The sequence below is a fragment of the Cellvibrio sp. genome, from assembly GCF_039207905.1.
GTDB lineage: Bacteria > Pseudomonadota > Gammaproteobacteria > Pseudomonadales > Cellvibrionaceae > Cellvibrio.
The window spans coordinates 1-23,040 of sequence record NZ_JBCECX010000045.1; the positions used below are offsets into that span (position 1 = coordinate 1).

Sequence of the window (23,040 nt, forward strand, 5' to 3'; positions counted from 1 at the left end):
GTTTCATTGGCTAATCCGATTTGATCGATGAATCTGATTGTTATGCGTGCGTCTTTAGATAACGAGTATAAGCAAGAATTAGCCTGAGGTTCGCTTAATGACGGGTCAACAAGCTACAATCCCACCCCTATTCCGCAGAAATCCCGCTTTTGGCGCGCACGGCGGCCGGTAAAAGCGGCGGCATTATATTACCAACGCGCTAATAACACACTATTTTGAAGGGTTATTATCTTGACCGAGATCGTATTTACCAAGGCTTATTTTACCAAGAGCGCCCCCAGCATCCGCGAATGCCCACCGGAAACCGGCTCTGAAGTCGCCTTTGCCGGCCGCTCTAACGCGGGCAAATCAAGCGCCATCAACGCCTTGACCAACCAAAAGCTGGCGCGCACCAGTAAAACTCCCGGCCGCACCCAGCTGATCAACTTTTTTAATGTAAGCGATACCCAGCGGCTAGTGGATCTACCGGGCTATGGCTACGCCAAGGTATCGCGTGACCAAAAAGAAAAGTGGCAGCGGGATTTATCCGAGTACCTGCAAAAGCGCCAATGCCTGAAAGGTCTGGTGCTCTTGATGGATATCCGCCACCCGCTGCAAGAGTTCGATACCACCATGCTGGATTGGGCGATCAGGGGCAATATGCCAGTCCACATACTGCTCACCAAAGCGGACAAGCTGAGCCGCATGCAAGCCAACAATTCCCTGTTCGCGGTACAAAAACAACTCAAGCAGGCCAAACTCAATGAACTGGTCAGCGTGCAGTGTTTTTCTGCTTTGAAATATGCGGGTCTGGATGAGCTAAAAGCGAAGCTGCAATTTTGGCTAGCACCGGAGCAAGACCAAGCTCAAGAAGAACCGGCGCCCCAATAAAAAAAACCGATGATTTGGGTAAATCATCGGAAAGAACTGGCACCCTTGGGGTGATGCCAGATGGGCTAGGTCAGAGACCAAGAGAAGACAACAAAGGGTAAACCGGTAAAACATAAGCTCCATGAATCAACGTTGTAGATAGGACTCAAGAGCGTCGAAAAAAGTTCAGGCCGAAACGTAAAGCTTTGTAACTGCAACACTTTTTGCACAATTCCCCATTTTTTTCACCAAATTACAGGCAAAAAAAACCCCGATAAAATCGGGGTTGGCTTAGCATCTATACATTTCGCTCAGCTGGCTTAAACGCCATTAGGGGAGGAGTTAGCTCATGATCGTAAAACACACATAACTGAGACCCACCCCTTTCAAAATAAGTTCAAACTATTTTAAAAAAACTTGCACAATTCTTTGTTAATTATAAAAACTTATTATTTAACAATCACTTACGATTTTCAAATTGTGCAATATCTGACTCAGAAAACCCCTATTTCGACACGCCGTTAAGATAAGGTTCATCTAACTTATGCTTGGCGCATCTTATCCCAGAGGTAATGCCAGCGTTAATGTGCCTCATCCCAATTATCGCCCACACCGGCCTCCACCAATAACGGCACTTTAAGCGTGGCTGCAGCCGACATGTGTTCGATCAGACCCGCTCGTACTTGCTCAACCTGTGCCTCCGCCACTTCCAACACCAATTCATCGTGTACTTGCATAATGATTTTTGCATCCAGCTGTGACGCGTCCAACCAGGCCTGCACTTTGATCATCGCGGTTTTAATAATGTCTGCCGCAGTACCTTGCATTGGGGCATTGATCGCCGTGCGCTCTGCGCCCATTTGCAGATTTTTGTTTTTGGCATTGATCTCGGGCAGATATAAACGACGACCAAACAAGGTCTCAACATAACCCTGCTCATGGGCGAGCGCGCGAATATTATTCATGTAACGCTGCACACCGGGATAGCGCTCGAAGTAGCGATCAATATATTGCTGCGCTTCATTGCGGCCGAGATGCAATTGTTTGGCGAGACCAAACGCCGACATGCCGTAAATCAAACCGAAGTTAATTGCTTTGGCGCTGCGACGCATTTCGGACGAAACCGAATCCAGTGCCACACCAAATACTTCTGCAGCCGTCGCACGGTGCACATCCAAACCTTTTTCAAACGCACTGAGCAAACCGGCATCGTCAGATAAATGCGCCATGATGCGCAATTCAATTTGCGAGTAGTCCGCGGCAACCAATTTATAACCTTGCGGTGCAACAAATGCCTGACGAATACGGCGGCCTTCTTCCGTTTTAATCGGGATATTTTGCAAGTTAGGGTCTTGCGATGACAAACGACCAGTCGCTGCAACTGCCTGGTGATAACTGGTATGAATTCGACCGGTGCGTTTATTAATCACCAGCGGTAATTTATCGGTGTAAGTCGATTTTAATTTCGCCAGACCGCGATACTCCATCAACACTTTAGGCAATGGATAATCCAACGCCAACTCTTGCAACACTTCCTCTGCAGTCGATGGTGTTCCAGTCGGCGTTTTTTTCAGTACCGGTAATTTTTGCTCATCAAATAAGATTGCACCCAATTGTTTGGGTGAACTTAAATTAAATTCCTTGCCCGCAATTTCATAAGCTTTGCGTTCAAGTTGCGTTAATCGCTCACCTAATTCCAAACTCTGTTGACCCAACAATTTTGCATCAACCAGAGTTCCGTTACGTTCGATGCGGGAGAGCACCGGCAAGAGCGGCATTTCAATTTTTTCAAAGACGGATTTTAAGGGCGCTACATGTTCCAGCTGTGACCAGAAAAATTGGTGCAAGCGCAAAGTGATGTCAGCATCTTCCGCAGCATAGTGACCTGCATCTTCAATTTTTAATTGATTGAAGGTAAGTTGCTTAACACCTTTGCCAGCGATTTCTTCAAAAGTTACGGTTTTGTAATCGAGATAATTTTGTGCGAGATCATCCATATTGTGGCGGCTACCAATGGAATTCCACACGTAGGATTCGAGCATGGTATCGAATTCAATGCCGCGCAATTCGATTCCGTAATTAAGTAATACACTGCGATCGTATTTTAAATTCTGACCAATCTTTATTTTTTTCGCATCTTCCAGAATCGGTTTTAATTCTTGCAAAACCCACTCTAGCTCAAGTTGTTCCGGTGCGCCCATATAATCGTGACCGCAGGGAATGTACGCAGCAACACCGGCTTCAGTCGCAAAGCTCACACCGACGATACGCGCATCCATGATTTCCAGCGCAGTTGTTTCAGTATCGAAAGAAAATTGTGTTACTTGCTGCAAACGCACAAGCCAATCGGCGAATAACGCTTTATCGGTAATAATGTCATAGTGAATTTCAGTTGGTGTTGCTGGCGTAATTTGAGCATTTTTTTCTGCAGCGTCTTCTACACCACCTGAAATTGCAGCGACACCGTCTGTTGCTGCAGATGCGGGCGCACTATTAGCTTCACCTAAGTCTTTAACCCAATTTTTAAATTCCAGATCTTCAAACAAATCGCGCAAGCGATTGTTGTCCGGTTGTGCGTTATGAATTGATTCAGGACCAAGAGGTAATTCAACATCGGTTTTAATTGTGGCGAGCAGATAAGACAAATACGCCATCTCGCGATGTTCAATTAATTTTTCCGGCATTGTTTTTGCGCCGCGAAATGAAAGCGTGCGCACTTTTTCCAAATCGGCGTAGATTGCATCCAGTCCGCCCATTCCCTGAATTAATCCTTGCGCGGTTTTTTCGCCAACGCCAGGCACACCGGGAATGTTATCGACCTTGTCGCCCATGAGCGCAAGATAATCAATCATCAATTCCGGACCAAAACCGTATTTGGCATTTACACCGGGAATATCCAACACCGTTTCTGTCATGGTGTTCACGAGCGTGACGTGCTCGTTCACCAACTGCGCCATATCTTTATCGCCCGTTGAAATCACCACTGCGCGTTGTTGTTCGGTTGCTTGTCGCGCGAGCGTACCAATCACATCGTCAGCCTCTACGCCATCAATTACCAACAGCGGCAAACCCATCGCCTGAACGATATCGAGAATCGGTTGAACCTGCGGGCGCAAATCATCGGGCATTGGCGGGCGATTCGCTTTGTACTCGGCGAATATTTCATCGCGAAAGGTTTTGCCTTTCGCGTCAAACACAACGGCGATAGGGCTGCCCGGATAATCCTTTATCAAGCGGCGCATCATATTTACTACGCCTTTCACTGCGCCGGTTGGCTGCCCTTTGGAATTAGTTAGCGGCGGCAACGCATGGTAAGCGCGGTATAGATAAGAAGAACCATCGACGAGAACGAGCGGAGCGGGAGAGATTTGAGGCTGATTCATAGCAAATATTGGTAACCAAGGACGATTTCGAATGCCGGAAGGATACACCAAAGCCCCTCATAACCAATCGTACCGCTTCTGGTAACACAATCCCTGGTAACACCTATGATGCAATGTGACTAAAAGTGTTACCAACACAAAAATGTGTTACCACGCGCCAAACTTGATTAAAAATTTAGATTAAAACCCTAACACACGGTATTTATTCACATTTTATCGATCTGTATAACTAAATTGTTTAACCGGGGACTAGCCAATTAAAAATAATGTGTTACTATGAGTAACAAGAGGTAACAGAAAGTCCAAACCAAACTTGATGAAGCCTCTTAACTTAACCCAAGACAGAAAGGTTGCTCACAAGGCGACTGGAATTTAAAAACCATCGGAGGAACCCACGATGAAAAAACTAGCTCAAACTTTCGTAAACCTAGCTTTAACTGCAGCATTAACTTTCTCTACTTTGACCTTGGCTCTTACTGGCGCCAACACAGGGAAATTGAACCAACAAGCTCCATTGGCGACCACTGCGGTGGCCACCCAGGTAGCTTCAGTTGAAGACGCAGAATTGCGTATTAAGGAAAATTTGACTGAAAAGACCAATGTGTTGGCGGAAGTGGCAAATGCCAAGTTCGAACAACAATTGGCAGCTAAAGTAGCTACTCAATTTACTCTGTAAATATTCCGCCTCACCGAGCGCACCTCGGTGAAGCATGATTTCTCGTAAGTTTTTGTTTTTGCTTGGTCTTATCCCTTTTTATCTCCTCGTGTATTAGCCCTGCAGATGGTCTTATAACTTTTTGTTAGACCGGTGCGGGGCCTTTTTTTATGTCGGTCACAAATTTGTAATTTGCTATGGCACTGGCGCCATAGTCCCTCGACCTGTTTATTTTTTGCCCTAGACTCGAATTTGCAGGGACGATTACAGCCATCAGCTGTGCATTACACCGTCATGGATGAGTCGCGTCTTAACTGCTATTAACTACCCTGGGAGCTGTCATGGACACCCTCATTTTTTCGCAAACAGCCATTTTTCGCATGCAACAACTGGCGAGCTGTGTTTATCACAAAACCGGAGTCCGCCATCGCATGGCAACACCGGATGGCATGTTGGCTTTATTGCAGGATGCAGGTGCTTCAACCGACAAAGATGTTCGTCAGTATTATGATTCGTTTGTGATGGAGTTGAATTCGCGCCAGCTGGATATGCTGGAAGCGCGCAATGTGAAAATGCGCAAGCCGTTTCACGCCTCAGCGGTTACGCCGATCCGCAAGGCAGGTTAAAAAACTCTCGCTGAGCTGCTGAAGTAGTTGTTGGTAGCTGGAAACCTGTTGCCCGCCGATTGGGTCCAGCAAACCGATACGCAAGTTGAGCGAGGTCGCCATCTCTTCCATACCCTGCACTTTGTAGTAGGGTTCCATAAACAAGCACTCCCCTTCTTTGGCCAAAATCTCGCGTAACTCCTGCAAGTGCTTTGCTCCCGGGCGACGCTCAGGGCTGTAGGTTACATAAGCAACCTGATGCAAGTCATAGCGGCCGACAAAATGGCCGTAACCTTCGTGATAAACCGCAAACCCCACATCCTTAACCGGTGCCAGTTGCGCTGCCAATTGTTGATCCAGTTGCTGGACACTGGCCGCAAAGCGCTGGGCATTTGCGCGGAATTGTGCGGCCGAGGCCGGTTGCAACTGCGCCAAACGCTCCGCCAATGCCTGCGCGATCAGGATTGCATTGCGCGGATCCAGCCACAAATGCGGGTCTTTGCCGAGATGTACGTGATTCGTGTGGTGATGGCCATCCTCCTGCACCTCTTCCGGCCAATTCAACCCCGCCAATTGATAGCTGGTGATGAGCTTGTCGGCAGGCAGGCTGCTTAAAGGACGCGCAAGAAAACTTTCCATTTCCGGGCCAATCCACAGCACCAGATCAGCCGCGCGCAATCGTTTGTGGTCAGACATCTTGAGTGGGTAGTCATGGGGCGATGCGGTGATAGGGAGCAAAGTATCGACGCGCGCTTGATCGCCAGCGACTTCCTGCGCAATCAACGCCAAGGGTTTGATGCTCGCCAATACCTGCAATTTTGCCTGCGCCGGTGCTGCCAATATCAAGCCCAGCCCCAAAAGAGCCAGTGCGCGCCGGAAAAATCTACCGCGATACCCCATAACCCAAACGATCCCGTGAAATGCATGCCAGATGAAAGGTTATAGAGTAACATAGCCGGGAATTTACATCGCCCTTTAGCTGCCCAATGTTGTACACGATTAACGGTTGGGCGCGATTAACGCGGGATACGCCATGGAACACACCCCCATCGCCTGTAGTCATCACGATCACAACCATTGCATCAGCGATGCGCTTGAGGCTGCACGCCAACTTTGTATCGGGCGCGGCGTGCGCCTGACCGATTTGCGCTTGCAGGTGCTGGAGCTGATCTGGCAAAACCACAAGCCGCTGGGCGCTTATACCTTGATGGAGATGTTGGCCAAAGCCAACACTCGCCGCGTGGCGCCGCCAACGGTTTACCGCGCGCTGGATTTCCTGCTGGAGCAAGGCTTAATCCACCGGATTAATGTACTCAATGCCTTTATTGGCTGTCCTTCACCGACGATCAAACACCAGAGCCATTTCCTGATTTGCCGCTCCTGCGGTATTGCCATTGAGCTCGACCAACCGGCGCTGAGCCAGCAGATTATCGGCGTAGCGCAGGAGGCGGGATTTGTGGTGGAAACCCAATCCTTGGAGGTGTCTGGACTCTGTGCCAATTGTGCTACGGGCGCAGATGCGCACAGCGAGCATCACCACCATGGCTGATTTCCTGATTCAGGCGCGCGGGCTGGGCGTAGTACGCAATGGCCAGCAAATATTGCAGCGCGCTGATTTGACCCTACATCCAGGCAAAATTGTCACCCTGATCGGCCCTAATGGCGCAGGTAAAACCACCTTAGTGCGCGCCGTACTCGGCTTGATCAAAGTCGATGAAGGCACTATCGAAAAAGCGCCAGATTTGCGCATCGGCTATATGCCGCAAAAACTCCACATCGAACCCAGCTTACCGCTGACAGTCGCGCGCTTTCTGGCGCTTGGCGGCAAGGCGCGCGCCGATCTGGATGAAACACTGGCACTCACTGGCATCGACAAGTTGATCAACATGCCAATGCAGTCACTCTCGGGCGGGGAAACCCAGCGGGTACTGCTGGCGCGTGCGCTGCTGCGCGATCCACAATTACTGGTGTTGGATGAGCCGGTGCAAGGTGTGGATGTGACCGGACAATCGGCGCTTTATGCCTTGATCAATGAAATCCGCAACCGCCGCCAGTGTGGCGTGCTGTTGGTATCCCACGACTTGCATTTGGTGATGGCCAATACCGATACGGTGATCTGCCTCAACCAGCATGTCTGCTGTGAAGGGCACCCAGAACAGGTGACCAACGATCCCGCGTATCTGGCGCTGTTTGGTGAAACAGCCGGACTCGCTAACCCGCCGCAAGTGGCGATTTACACTCATCACCACGATCACCAGCACGACGCCCACGGCAATGTAATCACCACCAAACCCGGCGCTCACGTGCATCGCCACGACAGTTCATGCGGACATGACCATGCCTGACTTTTTACTCCTCGCCCTGCTTGCAGGCATAGCGGTAGCGCTGGTCGCCGGTCCTTTGGGCGCCTTTGCAGTCTGGCGTCGCATGGCCTACTTCGGTGATACCCTCGCCCACTCGGCGCTGCTCGGCGTAACTTTTGGGCTGCTGTTGGATATCAACCTCAACCTCGCCATCGCGCTCGGCTGCCTGTTATTGGCGCTGATTTTGGTGGCGCTGCAGAACAACCGCTTCCTCGCCACCGATACGCTGCTGGGAATTTTGTCCCACTCTACCCTCGCGCTCGGACTGATTTGCGTCAGCGTATTTAGCGAAAACCGCATCGACCTTATGGCCTATCTGTTTGGCGATATATTGTCGGTCAGCCAAACGGATGTGATCAGCATCTGGGTTATCTCCCTGCTGGTAATTGCCGCTCTCGCCTGGCTGTGGCGCCCACTGTTGGCGATTACCGTGCATGAGGAATTGGCGCAAGTAGAAGGTGTGCCGGTGACGCGCGTACGCACTGCGCTGATGCTACTGATGGCGCTGGTGATTGCGATTGCGATGAAAGTGGTCGGTGTATTGCTGATCACCGCGCTGCTAATTATCCCCGCCGCCGCCAGCCGCCGCCTCACCAATACCCCGGAGCAGATGGCCGTGGTATCCAGCCTGCTCGGGATTGTCGCCGTGCTCGCCGGTCTGGCCGCTTCCTACTGGTGGGATAGCCCCGCCGGTCCCGCTATTGTGCTCTCGGCAACCCTGCTGTTTGGCCTGACCCTACTGAAAAAGCAGCAAGCCTAAGCTGCTTTTCAGGCGCGCAGGACAGCTTTTCTTGTAAGCCAAATCGCACACGCATTAGCGAGAATTGCGACTGTTTTCACAATTGGGATTCAAGGATACTGACCAGCATCCCGCCATGACGCAATTGCAAAGTCTGGCGGCAAAATCAGCAAGGAAAACGCCCAATGACTATTCTCAATATCGGTAACGAAGCATTTAACAGCACGGAAGTTGCCGAAAAAGTGCAAAACGACATCAACTTTTTACTGGCGCGGATCGAGCATCTGCAACAGCAACCCAGCCCCAATCCGATCGTGCTGCAAACCTATCGCGAGATGCTGGAAAGCCGCCAGGCGGTGTTGGACTGGTTAATTCAAGACCAGACTGCACTTCAGCAAGTCACCCATAAGGCGAGCTAGCTGTCACCCAAAGTTCATCAAAATGTTGCGTTTTCGTCACATGTTCGCCGCAAGCTAGGGTGAAACAGCTACGGAAACGCACCATGAATACTTCCGCCAATGCCCTCGCTGCGCACCTGCTTGCCCCCAACGCCGATTACGCCCTTCCGCCCAAACCTGCCAGTTATTTGATCAATGCCCGAACTGTCTGGATCTCTGATATCCACCTCGGGTTTCGCGACTGCAAGGCAGATTACCTGCTCGAATTCCTCAACAATATCCACTGCGATACCCTGTATCTGGTGGGCGATATTGTCGATCTCTGGTCGCTCAAGCGCCGCTTCTGCTGGCCGCAAAAGCACTATCAGGTGATGTTGAAGTTTTACGAGCTGGCGGCCAAAGGCGTACGTGTGGTCTATGTTCCCGGCAACCACGACGACCCCATCCGCCATTTCAGCGGCCAGTTATTTGGCCCGATTGAGATTGCGCAGGAACATGAATATGTCACCGCCGACGGCAAACGCCTGTTGGTCATGCACGGCGACGCCATGGACGCCTACATCAACCACAGCTGGTTGAAGCGTGTAGTTGGCGACCACGGTTACGAGTTATTGCTGTTTATCAACCGCTGGTCTGACCGCATCCGCAAGTTGGCGGGGCGCCCCTATTTCTCGCTGGCCGGGTTGATCAAAAGCAATATCAAAGGCGCAAAAGCGGCGATAGAAACCTACGAAAAAGAAGCGCTGGCCGAAGCCAAACGACGCGGTTACGACGGCGTTGTCTGCGGCCATATCCACTACCCGGCGCTGCGCGAAGAGGCGGGTTTACGCTACGCCAACTGCGGCGACTGGATCGAAAACTGCACTGCGCTGGTAGAAGATCATCACGGCGTGATGCGCCTGTTGCATCACAGCGACAAGATTAGCTGGCAAGATTTGGATGTCGCGCAAAGCGCTTGATAGAAGGTAGGACTCAGGCCTCCAGTGCCTGCATGGTAACGGCGACGATAAAACCGGCCGCGGCAATCAAGCCTGATAATTCATGGGTTTCGGCGAAGGCTTCGGGAATCATCGTCTCCACTACCATGGCAAAAATGCCACCAGCAGCGATACAGGTAATCAGGGCTTTGATGTGCTCGGGTGCGCTGCCGAAAAAGGCCGCACCGATAATCGCAAACCCACCCGATAACACCGCCATCCCACCCCAAAGCCGCACCATAAACCAGCCCGAACGACCGGCGCGGCGCATGCCGGCAGTGCTGGATAAGGCTTCGGGAATATTCGAGATAAAAATTGCAGCGACTGTAGCCAGACTCAGTTTGCCACCACTGGCGACCAATAAGCCTATCGCCATGGATTCGGGAATACCATCGAGCAAAGTACCTGCGGCTATAGCGACACCAGTATTATTCGCCGCTGGCTGTTGATGACCTGAACGTTTGCGGTGTTTGGTTTCGGGAGTATTCAACCAATAATTAATCAGCGAAAAGGTAATCGCCCCGCCGATAAATCCACCCGCCACCCAACTTACCCCGGATTGCGCCAGCGAATCAGCCACCAAATCAAAACTCAGCGCGGCCAATAAGACACCGCTACCGAAGGCCATCACATAGGCGACCGCTTTAGGCGGGAAACGGATAAACCAACCGAGCGCCGCCCCCACCAACAACGCACTGGCGGCGACAAAACCCCAGAATCCGGCTTCCAGCCACAGGGGCATGAATTAACTGCCGAACCAGTTACGTACCAAATCCGGTAGCGGTACCGATTTGCCATCGGCGCTGCTAACCCAGACCACTTTCGAATAACCTTCGGCAGCGGCGGTATCCGGCTGGCTTGAGGTGTAGACCTTGTATTTGACCATGAAGCTGGAACGTCCCTGCTCGCTCAGGAACACATCAATACGCAGGGTTTCGGGATGAAAAATCGGCCGCAAAAAGGTGCAGCCAATAGTGACGACTACCGGGTGAGTATCGCTCTTAAGCGGGACGCCTTTTTCCAGCATCCACATAAAGCGCGCCTCTTCAAAATAGCGGAAGTAGAGGGTGTTATTGACGTGGCCGTAGGCATCCATATCGCCCCAACGGACGGGAATTTCGCAGGAAAAAAACGGCGTAGTTTGTTCATCTTGGGTCATGAGGGCGACTCCTTAAAGCGCGTGTTTGGCAGTAAAACTAACCTGCATGCTACCCAGACCAGCATAGTCGATCTGGATATCGGTGTTGAGCGGCACCTCGATCACGCCCGCGTAGGAGCCAGTGATTACCGCCTGCCCGGCGACTATGCCCTCGCCGCGGCTGCGCAAAAATTCCGCCAACCAATAGAGCGGCGCGCGCGGATGGGTATTCGGGTGTTGCCCCTGGCGCTCGATCACTTCGCCATTGGCGCAGGTCAGGGTGATGGTAAAACTGCTCGCGCCGCGCGCGTTATCCGAATCCACTTGCGGGCCGATAAACAAGCCCTGGTTCACTAAACCATCGGCGAGCATCTCGGGAAATTCGCAACTGGCGGGATCTGTGTAGCGGCTATTGATCAACTCCAGTGCCATGTGGGTACGGGCGATGGCTGCATCCACATCGGCGGGTGTATAGGGCTCGGCGCGCGGTGGCAAATCCTGACCGAAGAAAAATGCCAGCTCCGGTTCGATGCGCGCCCGCTCGCCTTCGGCAGTGGTTTTTGCCCATAGGCTCACCGGTGGCACCGAATCGATAGTGCGGGTATAGATAGGGCCGACGACCAGTTTGTCTTGCGGCGGCAACAGGCACTTCCAGCCGCCGATACTATCGTCCATTTGCGCGCACCATTGCTCGGTGACAGCGGCTTGTATCGCCAGCGCCTGCTCCAAATTTTGCGGGCGACAGGCTTCGGGCAAACGCTCGCCCTGGCTGCCATCGACACGGCGCGCAACCAGGATTGCAGCAGCATTAGCGGCGGGAAAATCAGTCATAAATCGCATCTCATTTTTGTAGGGATCATGTACTTATCAAAAGTGTTCGCATCATAAATAAAAAACCCCTTAAAAAAGGGGTTTTGGTCACAGCAAGTTCGGCTTAATGGTGCGGCGATAACTCGTGGGCGATGTGCTTGAGGTCATCGCTCGACTCAATAATATTCGCCACTGTGGTGTAGGCCTTTTCCGGATCCAGATGCAAGTCTTCAAAGACATGCGGCGGGATCTCCAATTTCGGGCCGCGACCAATATTGTGCTGGTGCAACAAGCGCTGGGCGACAAAAATCAGCTTGGCGTAGACCGCGTACTCGCCTTGGTAATTCGGATTGTTCTGGTAGCGCAGACCAACCACCACTTCTTCCGGCATCGACCAAAGTGACATCAAGGCAGCGCCCATTTGCTCGCGGGTAACACCGAGTAAATGACGCTCAACGGCCTGATGATCAACGTGGGGATTGGTATCTGCCAGCTCGCAATAACTGTGGAAATAGGGTGGGAATACTTCCGCCAGAATCAGGTAGCCAAAGTTATGCAGCAAGCCGCACAGGTAGGCCATACCAAAACTCGGGCGATGGTCGCGCGGAATCGCCGTCACCAAACCTTCAATGGTCGCCGCCATATACACCGCTTGCTGCCAATAAGGCAGTGCGCCGTGCGGGCCTTCTTTGGGGATGGTCATGGCTTTGCCGAGCGATAGACCCAGCGCGAGGTTGAGCACCATGTCAAAGCCCAATACGCGGACGATAGCATCGTGAATAGATTTGATTTTGCCCGGCGCCGAATAGTAAGGCGATGCAGCCCAACTCACTACTTGCGCTGCAAGGCTCGGGTCGGTCTCGACGATTTGGGCGAGATCGCTGATATCGGCATTAGGGTTAACACGCAGCTTGATAATGCGCTGGGCGGTATCCGATAAGGGCGGTAATTCGAGGGTTTCTTCCAAACGCTGCTTCACGCGCAGCTGGGTAAAATTGCGTACCGCGCCGAGGATCTGGTCGTTGTCGCTGGTGCTGGTGTCATCGGCTTCCAGCGGCTCAAGTGGGACGGCGATGTCGCAAATAGTCGCGTCATCCATAATCTGCTGGAATTCTTCGCGGCTGAAGCGCAGCAATTGTTTGTCGTCGCCTGAATCGGCCAGCAATTCATTGCGCTCAACCAAGCTGCGATCAATCAGCGTCAGCAGACCAGCGAGTTTGGGCAATGCGGGAATCGTCTGGAGATTGTGGGAGAGGCAAAATTTATGTACCTCATCCGGCTTTGCAGCATGCAGCTCGCGCCCCAATTGGCGATTAACCGCCTTGAGGTCAAGCAAGCGGTCGGCGGCAAAAATAACCTGCACACGGCCTTTTTCATCTTGCAGGATGACCGACTTTGCGGCACTCATGGTGCGCAAATGCTGGTCATGCCAGATAGCTCTTTCATTCTCAGTCACAGGCACCTCAGCCACTTGATAATGCGCATTTTGCTTGTTGAGCAATGATTGAACACTGGTAGGGACTGGCACGGCCGACTCCTCTTATTAATTCCAAGTGGTTGATATACATAGGGTTAAATGACTCTTGGCCGTTTAGTCCGTTGAGTGTAATGCAGCAAGCACAATTCTCATATAGCCGAACCGTAACAATTAACAGAGATCAGCATTCCCGGCAGACGATCTTTCCAAGCATAGTCCAAATTTAAAACTGCACGGTGCAATCTGCGTGAAGATTTCAATAAGTCTGCAAATAATGCGGCAGTTAACACTGCAATGTGATCTTATCCGCCAAAGATGATCTAAACGCGCTTTTACGACTGCATCTACACCTGTAAATAACGCTGGTTTTCGCCCAACCAACGCAACACTAGCTGCCCACATAATTGCGGATAATCACTCATCAATAGCAGAGCCGCGTCTTTTACCTCGGGCAATAAATGGCTGTCGCGCTGTAAATCGGCAATTTTGAATTGCATCTCTCCGGTCTGGCGCGTGCCCAATACCTCACCGGGGCCGCGCAGCAGTAGATCCTGCTCGGCGATATAAAAGCCGTCACTGCTTTCGCGCATCACCCGCAAGCGCTCGCGGCTGTTTTGCGACAGCGGCGATCCATATAAAAGCACACAGTGACTTGCCGCCGAACCCCGCCCTACCCGACCGCGCAGCTGGTGCAACTGAGCGAGACCGAGGCGCTCGGGGTTTTCGATAATCATCAAACTGGCGTTAGGTACATCCACACCGACTTCAATCACAGTAGTTGCGACCAGCAAATCCAACTGATTCGCTTTAAACGCCGCCATCACCGCTTCTTTCTCCGCCGGTTTCAAACGCCCATGGATCAAGCCAATACGCAGATGCGGCAAGGATTCGGTAAGGTTCGCGGCGGTGGCTTCGGCAGCCTGCGCCTCCAGCGCTTCGGACTCTTCAATCAGGGTGCAGACCCAATAGGCTTGGCGGCCTTGTTCGCAAGCCATGCGCACACGCTCAATCACTTCTTCGCGGCGGTTATCGCTAATTACAACAGTCGAAATCGGTGTACGACCGGGAGGTAATTCGTCGATGACTGAGCAATCGAGATCGGCGTAAGCGCTCATCGCCAAGGTACGCGGAATGGGTGTGGCGGTCATAATCAATTGATGCGGGCGCAGCAAACCGGAACGATGGTTTTCATCGCTACTGCTGCCTTTTTCCGACAGGGTCAAACGCTGGTGAACGCCGAAGCGGTGCTGCTCATCAATCACGATCAAGCCAAGATCAGCAAACACCACCGCCTCCTGAAACAGCGCATGGGTGCCGACCACTACTTGCGCTTCGCCACTGGCGATGGCCGCCAACTGGGTGCGCCGCTCGGCGACTTTCAGTTTGCCCGTCAACCAACCGAGTTTAATACCCAGCGGTTCAAGCCATTTACCAAAGTTGAGGCGATGCTGCTCGGCGAGAATTTCTGTCGGCGCCATGATCGCCGCCTGTTTGCCACTGGCAACCGCCGCCAATGCAGCCAATGCGGCAACAACGGTTTTACCCGAGCCGACATCGCCCTGCACCAACCGCAGCATCGGGATCGGCTTGGCCAGATCGGCGGCGATTTCCTCGACCACGCGGGATTGGGCGCGCGTCAGGTTAAAACCCAATTGCGCCAGAAAACGTGCCTGAACCGATTTATCCAGTTTGAGACGGGTGGCACCATCGGCCTGGGTTTCACGGCGCAATAGCAGCAAACTCAGGTGATGCGCTAACAATTCTTCAAACGCCAAACGCTGCTGGTAGGGATGTTCACCATCCATCAACTGCTGGATATTCGCGTTAGTCGGCGGCTGATGCAGATAACGCAAAGCATCGGCGAGGGAAGATTGGTTTAGCTGGCGCCGCACTACATCCGGCAATAACTCCTTGAGCGCGTGTTTGTCGAGCCAGGTAAGTGCCTGTACGGCAAGGGAACGCAAGCGCGGCTGGGTGAGGCCTTCGGTAGCGGGGTAAATGGGTGTTAGCGACTGCTCCAGCGGCAAGGGTGCAGCCGAATCCAGCTCATCGTATTCCGGGTGGTACATTTCCAAACCGGAAGCGCCGCGCCGGGTCTCACCAAAAATCCGCAGGCGCGTGCCATTCACTAAACGCTGCTTTTGCGCATTGTTGAAGTGGTAGAAGCGCAGGGTAATAGTGCCGGTTCCATCCTGGACTTTACACACCAGACTGCGGCGTTTGCCGAACACCACATCGCAGGCGCGCACCTCCGCTTCAATCACCGCATTGGTATTGGGCTGAAGCGCGCCAATCGGGGTAATACGGGTGCGATCCATATAGCGTAGCGGCAAGTGCAAAAGTATATCTTGCACACTAAAGAGGCCGATCTTCGCCAATTTTGCAGCCAAACTGGCACCAACGCCCTTAAGGGCGCTGGCGGGAATTTGGTCGAGGGTTTTATCGCTGACAGAAGCAGCGCGGGAGGAGGACATCGAGCGGCACTAAACTCAGTGGCGGCAGGCTTTAATGGCCGCACGCAATGCATCAATCGCCTTGTGGCGCGGGAAGCTGGCGCGCCAGGCGAGCGCAACTGTGCGGCTGGGCGATGGCTCATTAAACGGACGGGTCACCAGTACATCGGAGCTGTAGAGCGAACTTTCAGCTGCCGATGCAGGCAAAATCGTCAACCCGAGTCCCGACGCCACCATATGGCGCAAGGTTTCCAGTGAACTCCCCTCAGCGGCGGTGCGCACATTGCTGGCGTTGGCTTCGCCATGGTGTTGCAAGCTCGGGCAGGTGGTGAGCACTTGGTCGCGGAAGCAGTGGCCTTCACCGAGCAACAGCAATTGCTGGTCGTTCAGGTCGTTGGGATCAAGTGCATCTTTTGCCGCGAGCGGGTGCTCCTTCGGCATCAGCACCACAAAAGGTTCGTCGTAAAGGGTTTGGGTAACCACATCTGGCTCGACAAACGGCAACGCCACGATAATCACATCCAACTCGCCATTGCGCAGCTTCTTGCGCAAATTGTGGGTGTAGCCCTCTTCGACGTAGAGCGGCATTTTGCTCGCTAATTGTTGTAGATGCGGGATAAACTTCGGCAGCAAATAAGGGCCAATGGTGAAGATAGCGCCGACCGAAAGCGGGCTGCTGAGCTGGTCTTTACCGGCATCGGCGAGGTCTTTGATGGCCGCCGTTTGCTCCAGCACCAGATTCGCCTGGGCAACAATTTGCTCACCCAAAGGTGTAGGTTGCACGCGGGATTTGGTGCGCTCGAACAGCGCTACCCCCAATTCATCCTCCAGCTTTTTAACCGCAATACTCAAGGTCGGCTGGCTGACATAACAGCGATCTGCCGCGCGCCCAAAATGTTGTTCTTGAGCGAGGGTGACTATGTAGCGCAGTTCGGTGAGGGTCATGATGCAGCTCCGTTGTGAGATCCATTGCTAGGCTTTGTTGGAATAGCCTAAAACTATCAGATTAGTGGCATTTATCAAATGACAATTAACCCATCTTCACAAGAAAAACAGCCGGAAAAGCTACTCATTGTTGGATGCGGCGACATAGGCCAGCGCCTTGCGCATCGGCTCGACCCCAATCGCTACCAAGTCACCGGCTTGCGACGCAATCCACCAGCCAATCAGCCTTGGCTGACTTATCAGGTTTGCGACGCAACCCAAGCCAATCAGCTCGATACCATTATCCAACAAGGTTTTGCGGTAGTCGTAGTCAGTATGACCCCCGCCGAACGCAGCGATGCGGGATACGAGCGCGCTTATGTCCAAACCTGTCGCAATTTGGTCGCCAGCTTGAAACGGCAAGCGCAGCAACCGCGCCTGATCATTTTTGTCTCCAGTACTGCCGTCTATGCGCAGGACGATGGCAGCTGGGTCGATGAGAACTCACCCACTCAGCCGGAAAGCTTTAGCGGCAAGCGTTTGCTCGAAGCTGAACGAGTTGTTCAGGAAAGCGGTTTTGCCCTCAGCATCATCCGCTTTAGCGGGATTTACGGGCCGGGCCGCAACCGTTTGATCGAGCAGGTGAAGCAAGGGCGCGCGTCTGCCAGCCCGCACATCACCAACCGCATCCACGCCGAAGACTGCGCCGGTGTGCTCGCCCATTTAATTGATCTGCAAAACCAGCAGGAAATTGCCGGGCTCTATGTGGCCACTGATTCTTACCCAGCGCCGATGCTTGAAGTGGTCAGCTGGATTGCGCAGCGATTGGGAATTGAGCACTTTTTGTCACCCGATGCGGTGAATGAGCGAGGCAACAAACGCATCAGCAACCAGCGCTTACTGGCGACGGGATATCAACTGCAATTTGCAGATTTCCGCAGCGGTTACGGGCCTTTGGTCGATGAACAAAAATAAAACTGCCGGTTAAAAAAGCAGGCAATAAAAAACCCGGCGCAAGGCCGGGTTTTTTATCAACTCACTAATGCTTTATTAAAGGATTAGTTGCGAGTCTCAACCTTGGTCACAGCGGTAGATACTTGACCTACTACGCGACGGTTTTGCTCACGGCCAGCTGCAGTAGTGTTATCTGAAACTGGTTTAGCTTCGCCGTAACCAACTGCTTTAACGCGGTCAGCGCCAATGCCGTAGCTGGTGATCAAAGCTGCTTTTACTGAATCAGCACGGCTTTGTGACAGTTTTTGGTTGTAGGCGTCAGAACCCTGGCTGTCAGTGTGGCCCTCAACGGTCACAACGGTGTCAGCGTATTGGTTCATGAAGGTAGCCAATTTTGCCACTTCGCCCTGGAACTCAGGCTTGATGATTGCTTTAGCGGTATCGAAGGTAATTTTCAATTGAATTGCCACAGTTTCGGTCAATTTCAATGAACAACCAACTTCGTCAACTTTATGGGTTTTTGGAGTGCCTGGGCATTTGTCTTTTGAGTCAAATACGCCGTCGCCATCGCTATCAACTTCTACTGGTGCAGCTACCGGAGCTGGTGCTGGAGCAGGAGCTGCTTTCTCACCGAATACATAAGCGATACCTGCAGTCACTGCTAGGTCAGTGTATTCGTTGTCGAGGCTGTTAAATGCGCGCACGTCGGTGCGGAACTGCCAGCTGTTACCCAGATCGCGCTTAACACCAGCGCCCAAGTTGAGCAGAGTGTCGCGCTCAGACCAAGCGTTTGCTGCGTTGAATTCACGCTCTTGATCGCCTACACCGAAGGCTACGTATGGACGCCATGCGCTTTCAGTGTTGATGTGGTACAACAAATCCAAACGGTATTGGGTACCGTCAACATCGATACCACCGGTTTGGGTTTCGGTATCGTATTTGCTGGCAACCAGATCCAACATCCAGTTTTCATTCAGGTAAAAACCAACACCAAGACCCCAGGTGTTAGCGTCTTTCAGCGGGTCTTCAAAAAAGGTACGGCCAGCGTCAGCATGGATTTCTACTTTGTGGTTATCTGCGTGAGCGCCAGTTGAAATTACGGCTGCAATTGCAGCAGAAAGGGCAAGTACTTGTGTGTGTTTCATAGCCATTTGTTCTCCGTAGAAAATAGCGAGGTCCCAAAAAACAACCTGATTCCCTCGATTGATTAAAAGTCTAAAGCGTGTAAAAAAATCTCGACCGGTTGACGATCTAAAGCTCAGTGCTTACCAAAATCCATTTCATCATTATTTTCAGCTGGTTACATTAACAAATTAAGGCAGTTTATGCCAATTTATGATGTTTTTTTGAACAACAAATCCCAAACGCCATGCCCAAGACGTTCACCGCGCTTTTCGAATTTGGTGATCGGCCGGTAATCAGGCCTTGGAGCATAAACCGTATCCGCACAGGTATTCTCAAACCCTGGCGCATTACTCATTACTTCCAACATATGCTCGGCGTACGCCTGCCAGTCGGTCGCCATGTGGAATATGCCGCCAGTCGCCATCTTAGGGCGAACTTCCTGAACAAAGGCTGACTGTAGAATCCGACGCTTATTGTGCTTCTTCTTATGCCATGGATCGGGGAAATATAGTTGCAAGCGGTCAATGGCGCCGTCAGGAATGCAATCTTCCAGTACATCCATCGCATCCGCCATGTACACGCGCAGATTGGTCAGGTTCTCCTGCCCCGCCACATTAATCAGGCGGCCAACGCCGGGCGGATGCACTTCGATACCGATAAAATTTTTATCCGGCTCGTTGCGCGCCATCTCTAGCAGCGAATCGCCCATGCCGAAACCAATCTCCAGCACCAGTGGCGCTTTACGTCCAAACACTTGCTCGGGGTCAATCTTGCCTTTGAACAGGCTAAGACCAAACGTCGGCCACCAGCTATCAAATGCATTCTTTTGGCCCACGGTAATACGCCCGGCGCGAATCACAAAACTGCGGATCGACTTGGGTTTAAATTCGGGTTTGATAAGAAACCCTTCCTCACCGGCTTCAAGGTCGGGAGTTAACTCAGGTAATTCAGTGGTAGAAAGGTCAGACATAAGGACACAAATTATGATGTAGGAAAAATCAGTCGGCTGGCTTGGATCGCCACGCGGCAACCAGCAACAATAACCAACCGATCAGGAAACAAAGCCCACCCAGAGGGGTGACAGGGCCGAGCCAACGCGGAGCGCCCATTGCCAGAGCGTACAGACTTCCACTAAATAACAGGACACCCATTATAAAGGCTAAACCGCCCGCTTTTAACCCCGGAGTCGCAGGTTTGTAACTGAGCCACAGGCCGACTATAAACAGCGCCAGCGCGTGATACATCTGATACTGGACACCGGTTTTCACTACTTCAATCATTTCCGGAGTGAGCACTTTGCGCAAACCATGAGCGGCAAATGCCCCTATAACAACTGCTAAAAAGCCGCCAATTGCAGCGATCATCAGGAAAAAACGCGCCAAAGTAACATCCTCCGCAAAGCAATTTAATTAAGGGTAGAAATAAAAAAGCCGCGCTAGGCGCGGCTTTTTTCGATGATTCAGGTAACCGGTCAGGCTTCCAACATCATGGTTTTAACTTTGTTCATGGCATTTTTTTCCAACTGGCGGATGCGCTCAGCAGATACACCATATTCAGCTGCCAGATCGTGCAAGGTCGCTTTGTCATCATTCAACCAGCGGCGCTGCAGGATGACACGGCTACGGTCGTCCAGTTTTTCCAGCGCTTTTTCCAGACCATTGACATTGGATTCTTCCCAGTTGGATTCTTCCAAACGCACAGCCGGATCATAGCGGTTATCTTCGAGGTAATGTGCCGGAGCAACATAACCATCATCTTCATCGTCTTCGCCTGCATCAAAACCGGCGTCGTAGGAAGCCAAACGGCCTTCCATCTCGCGCACTTGTTTGACATCAACCCCCAAATCCGCCGCAACCGCGTGAGCTTCATCATTGCTCAACCACGCCAAACGCTTTTTAGCGCTGCGCAGATTAAAGAACAGCTTACGCTGGGCTTTAGTGGTAGCGATTTTAACGATGCGCCAGTTTTTCAGGATAAATTCGTGGATTTCAGCTTTGATCCAATGCACCGCGAATGACACCAAACGCACGCCTTTGTCCGGATCGAAACGTTTGACCGCCTTCATCAGGCCGACGTTACCCTCCTGCACCAGATCACCCAGCGGCAGGCCGTAACCATTGTAAGAGCGGGCGATGTGCACCACAAAACGCAAGTGCGCCATAACCAATTTACGCGCAGCGTCGAGGTTGCCATTGCTGACCAAATCGCGTGCCAGCTCCTGCTCCTGCTCAACAGTTAGAATAGAGAAGCTGCTGACCGCCTGAACATAGGCATTCAGGTTTGCACCAGGGGCGAGAATGCCAATAGGTTGCAGACTTGTGCTTGTGCTCATGTTTACCTCCGATTTCAATATTGCCCGAGTGTATCACCCGATTATTGGTTGCGCCAGAGCCGAAAAAGTTCCTTTTTGGCACCTGCATATCCAGTAGTGGCGCAGCTTTGCCCTTATTTAGCGCGGCTGGATGACATACAAATGCCTCGTCACGGCGATCCAGGCGCCCAATAATCCGGTCAATCCAGCAATCAGGATCAACTGCAGGCTTTCGATAAAGCCCAAACTCTGTAAACGAAAACTGCTTTGGTATAGATCAGCGAGTTGCGTAACTGGCACCGATAACCACCAGAAGCCCACCGCGAGTATGATCGCCGCCACTATGCCGCCGCCTACACCAAACCATAGGCCGGTATAGAGAAACGGGCGGCGCACATAGGCATCGGTCGCGCCGACCAATTTCACCACCACAATTTCATCGCGCCGGGCTTCAATCGCCATGCGGATGGTATTGCCAATCACCAGCAACACCCCCAACGCCAGCAGTCCGGCCAAGGCGACCACGAAGCGCTCAGCGACGGTAATGAACTGATGCAGGCGCTTGACCCACAACATATCCAGACGCACATCTGCCACTAAGGGGTCGGCCACCAAGGATTGCTGCAGGGAGGTCAATGCATCTGGCCCCACCACTTTTGGCTTGACCATAATCACCGCCGGCAGCGGGTTTTCATCCAAATGATTCGCCAGCTCACCCAGGCCGGAACCCAGTTTGAATTCCTCCAGTGCCTGCTCCGGCGACACATAAGTCGCTTGGGCGACATCCGGGCGCTTGGCCCAGCGGCTGCGCAAATCCTGGGCTTGGGTCGCCGTGGCATCCTTTTTCAGGAACACCGAAATCTGGTTCGAATCCTGCCAACTTTGGCCAATCTGCTGGACATTGTTGAATACCACGAACAATGCCGCTGGCAGGGCGATAGCAATCGCAATCACTAGCCAAGTCATCAAACTTTGCAGCGGCGTACCCAGCATGCGCAACAGGCTTTCGATGGCCGAATTGCTGTGGTGGGCGCTCCAGGCATCGAACTTATCGCGCAGCGACATCTGGCTCTGCACCGCACCTTGTGGGCGGACATTCTCGGCGCGCGGCGGCGGCTCGCGGCGCGGGCGCTCAGTGCGGGTAGTAGCGCTGGCGCCCATGCGGTTGGGGCGGCGTTCGGGTTTTGAAGGCGGACGATTCGATTTCACCAGAGCACCCCGTCGTGTACCAGTTTGCCTTGCACCAGACCCAGTACGCGCTTGTTCATGCGCCTGAGCAGCTCGATATCATGGGTGGCGATCATCACGGTCGTGCCCACCTCATTGAACTGGCGGAACAGGGTCATGATTTCGTTGGATAATTCCGGATCGAGGTTACCGGTTGGTTCATCCGCTAACAGCAGCGTTGGCTTGTTGACCACAGCGCGGGCGATACCCACCCGCTGCTGCTCACCACCTGATAAGACCACCGGATTGCTGCGCTCTTTATCGAGCAGATCGACTTTATCCAGCGCCGCGCGCACGCGCTTGCCTATTTCCTGATGGGGATAACCTGCGACCTGCAGCGGCAGGGCGACATTGTCGTAAACAGTGCGATCAAACAGCAGCTGGTGGTTTTGGAAGACGACGCCGATATTGCGGCGAAAATAGGGAATCTGGCTTTTCGGCATGCTCGCCAGATGATGGCCATCGACATAAACATGGCCGTTAGATGGCTGCTCCATCAGCATGATGAGCTTCATGAGTGTACTTTTACCGGCGCCCGAGTGGCCGGTCAGAAACAGCATTTCTCCGGCCTGGACTTCAAAATCCACCCGCGCTAGGGCTTCGTAGCCGGTATCGTAGCGCTTGCTTACGGTCTCAAATCGAATCACAACAA

General features: G+C 52.5%; 23 protein-coding genes. 9 read left to right on the forward strand and 14 right to left on the reverse strand.

What is annotated here, in order from left to right; genetic code table 11:
• Nucleotides 1-231 precede the first annotated feature (231 nt).
• On the forward strand, nt 232-870 hold the full coding sequence (yihA, locus tag AAGC78_RS19345) for a ribosome biogenesis GTP-binding protein YihA/YsxC (protein ID WP_435785752.1): 639 nt from the start codon (nt 232-234) through the stop codon (nt 868-870).
• 560 nt (nt 871-1,430) lie between these two features.
• Here the strand turns inward: yihA and polA are convergent.
• Nucleotides 1,431-4,232 carry a DNA polymerase I gene (gene polA, locus AAGC78_RS19350; RefSeq protein ID WP_435785753.1) on the reverse strand — a complete coding sequence of 934 codons (2,802 nt, stop codon included), beginning with the start codon at nt 4,230-4,232 and terminating at the stop codon, nt 1,431-1,433.
• A 397-nt stretch (nt 4,233-4,629) separates the two neighbouring features.
• Between polA and AAGC78_RS19355 the strand changes: the two genes are divergently transcribed.
• The gene (locus AAGC78_RS19355) at nt 4,630-4,908 is read left to right on the forward strand and encodes a hypothetical protein (RefSeq protein WP_435785754.1); all 279 of its coding nucleotides are present in this window, start codon (nt 4,630-4,632) and stop codon (nt 4,906-4,908) included.
• A 320-nt stretch (nt 4,909-5,228) separates the two neighbouring features.
• Nucleotides 5,229-5,513 (forward strand): hypothetical protein, encoded by a 285-nt coding sequence (locus AAGC78_RS19360; protein WP_435785755.1) that lies wholly within the window; start codon nt 5,229-5,231, stop codon nt 5,511-5,513.
• Here the strand turns inward: AAGC78_RS19360 and AAGC78_RS19365 are convergent.
• Nucleotides 5,481-6,392 carry a zinc ABC transporter substrate-binding protein gene (locus tag AAGC78_RS19365; RefSeq protein ID WP_435785756.1) on the reverse strand — a complete coding sequence of 304 codons (912 nt, stop codon included), beginning with the start codon at nt 6,390-6,392 and terminating at the stop codon, nt 5,481-5,483. The genes AAGC78_RS19360 and AAGC78_RS19365 overlap by 33 nt on opposite strands.
• 133 nt (nt 6,393-6,525) lie before the next feature.
• Here AAGC78_RS19365 and AAGC78_RS19370 point away from each other — a divergent pair, with 133 nt between their 5' ends.
• The 5 genes from AAGC78_RS19370 to AAGC78_RS19390 all read left to right on the forward strand — a co-directional run bounded on the left by AAGC78_RS19370 (nt 6,526) and on the right by AAGC78_RS19390 (nt 9,951).
• Complete coding sequence (locus AAGC78_RS19370) at nt 6,526-7,041, forward strand: Fur family transcriptional regulator (RefSeq protein WP_435785757.1); 516 nt, start codon at nt 6,526-6,528, stop codon at nt 7,039-7,041.
• Nucleotides 7,034-7,837, forward strand: a complete 804-nt coding sequence (gene znuC / locus AAGC78_RS19375) for a zinc ABC transporter ATP-binding protein ZnuC (protein ID WP_435785787.1) — start codon at nt 7,034-7,036, stop codon at nt 7,835-7,837. Before AAGC78_RS19370 ends, znuC begins: the two co-directional genes overlap by 8 nt.
• Nucleotides 7,830-8,615 carry a zinc ABC transporter permease subunit ZnuB gene (gene znuB, locus AAGC78_RS19380; RefSeq protein WP_435785758.1) on the forward strand — a complete coding sequence of 262 codons (786 nt, stop codon included), beginning with the start codon at nt 7,830-7,832 and terminating at the stop codon, nt 8,613-8,615. Before znuC ends, znuB begins: the two co-directional genes overlap by 8 nt.
• A 164-nt stretch (nt 8,616-8,779) precedes the next feature.
• A complete protein-coding gene (locus tag AAGC78_RS19385; protein ID WP_435785759.1) occupies nt 8,780-9,013 on the forward strand; it encodes a hypothetical protein in 234 nt (77 codons plus the stop codon).
• 83 nt (nt 9,014-9,096) lie between these two features.
• A complete protein-coding gene (locus tag AAGC78_RS19390; protein ID WP_435785760.1) occupies nt 9,097-9,951 on the forward strand; it encodes a UDP-2,3-diacylglucosamine diphosphatase in 855 nt (284 codons plus the stop codon).
• A gap of 13 nt (nt 9,952-9,964) precedes the next feature.
• Here AAGC78_RS19390 and AAGC78_RS19395 read toward each other — a convergent pair whose 3' ends face one another.
• From AAGC78_RS19395 to AAGC78_RS19420, 6 genes are all read right to left on the reverse strand, one after another.
• Nucleotides 9,965-10,711, reverse strand: coding sequence for a ZIP family metal transporter (locus AAGC78_RS19395; RefSeq protein WP_435785761.1), 747 nt, complete (start codon nt 10,709-10,711; stop codon nt 9,965-9,967).
• 3 nt (nt 10,712-10,714) lie between these two features.
• Entirely contained in the window at nt 10,715-11,128 is a 414-nt protein-coding gene (locus tag AAGC78_RS19400; RefSeq protein WP_435785762.1) for an acyl-CoA thioesterase, read from the reverse strand.
• Between the two features lie 12 nt (nt 11,129-11,140).
• A complete protein-coding gene (locus tag AAGC78_RS19405) occupies nt 11,141-11,938 on the reverse strand; it encodes a hydratase (RefSeq protein ID WP_435785763.1) in 798 nt (265 codons plus the stop codon).
• Between the two features lie 103 nt (nt 11,939-12,041).
• Nucleotides 12,042-13,445 (reverse strand): HDOD domain-containing protein, encoded by a 1,404-nt coding sequence (locus AAGC78_RS19410; RefSeq protein WP_435785764.1) that lies wholly within the window; start codon nt 13,443-13,445, stop codon nt 12,042-12,044.
• A 293-nt stretch (nt 13,446-13,738) separates the two neighbouring features.
• Complete coding sequence (gene recG / locus AAGC78_RS19415; protein ID WP_435785765.1) at nt 13,739-15,868, reverse strand: ATP-dependent DNA helicase RecG; 2,130 nt, start codon at nt 15,866-15,868, stop codon at nt 13,739-13,741.
• Nucleotides 15,869-15,883: 15 nt separating this feature from the next.
• On the reverse strand, nt 15,884-16,792 hold the full coding sequence (locus AAGC78_RS19420; RefSeq protein WP_435785766.1) for a hydrogen peroxide-inducible genes activator: 909 nt from the start codon (nt 16,790-16,792) through the stop codon (nt 15,884-15,886).
• Nucleotides 16,793-16,870: 78 nt separating this feature from the next.
• Between AAGC78_RS19420 and AAGC78_RS19425 the strand changes: the two genes are divergently transcribed.
• A complete protein-coding gene (locus tag AAGC78_RS19425) occupies nt 16,871-17,746 on the forward strand; it encodes an SDR family oxidoreductase (RefSeq protein WP_435785767.1) in 876 nt (291 codons plus the stop codon).
• Between the two features lie 83 nt (nt 17,747-17,829).
• Here the strand turns inward: AAGC78_RS19425 and AAGC78_RS19430 are convergent, their stop codons facing one another.
• From AAGC78_RS19430 to ftsE, 6 genes are all read right to left on the reverse strand, one after another.
• The gene (locus AAGC78_RS19430; protein WP_435785768.1) at nt 17,830-18,876 is read right to left on the reverse strand and encodes an OmpA family protein; all 1,047 of its coding nucleotides are present in this window, start codon (nt 18,874-18,876) and stop codon (nt 17,830-17,832) included.
• Nucleotides 18,877-19,058: 182 nt separating this feature from the next.
• Entirely contained in the window at nt 19,059-19,748 is a 690-nt protein-coding gene (gene trmB / locus AAGC78_RS19435; RefSeq protein ID WP_435785788.1) for a tRNA (guanosine(46)-N7)-methyltransferase TrmB, read from the reverse strand.
• Between the two features lie 100 nt (nt 19,749-19,848).
• Nucleotides 19,849-20,232, reverse strand: a complete 384-nt coding sequence (locus AAGC78_RS19440; RefSeq protein WP_435785769.1) for a DUF423 domain-containing protein — start codon at nt 20,230-20,232, stop codon at nt 19,849-19,851.
• 89 nt (nt 20,233-20,321) lie between these two features.
• Nucleotides 20,322-21,182, reverse strand: a complete 861-nt coding sequence (rpoH, locus tag AAGC78_RS19445; RefSeq protein ID WP_435785770.1) for an RNA polymerase sigma factor RpoH — start codon at nt 21,180-21,182, stop codon at nt 20,322-20,324.
• 117 nt (nt 21,183-21,299) lie between these two features.
• A complete protein-coding gene (gene ftsX, locus AAGC78_RS19450) occupies nt 21,300-22,370 on the reverse strand; it encodes a permease-like cell division protein FtsX (RefSeq protein ID WP_435785771.1) in 1,071 nt (356 codons plus the stop codon).
• Nucleotides 22,367-23,035, reverse strand: coding sequence for a cell division ATP-binding protein FtsE (gene ftsE / locus AAGC78_RS19455; RefSeq protein WP_435785772.1), 669 nt, complete (start codon nt 23,033-23,035; stop codon nt 22,367-22,369). Before ftsE ends, ftsX begins: the two co-directional genes overlap by 4 nt.
• Between the last annotated feature and the right edge of the window lie 5 nt (nt 23,036-23,040).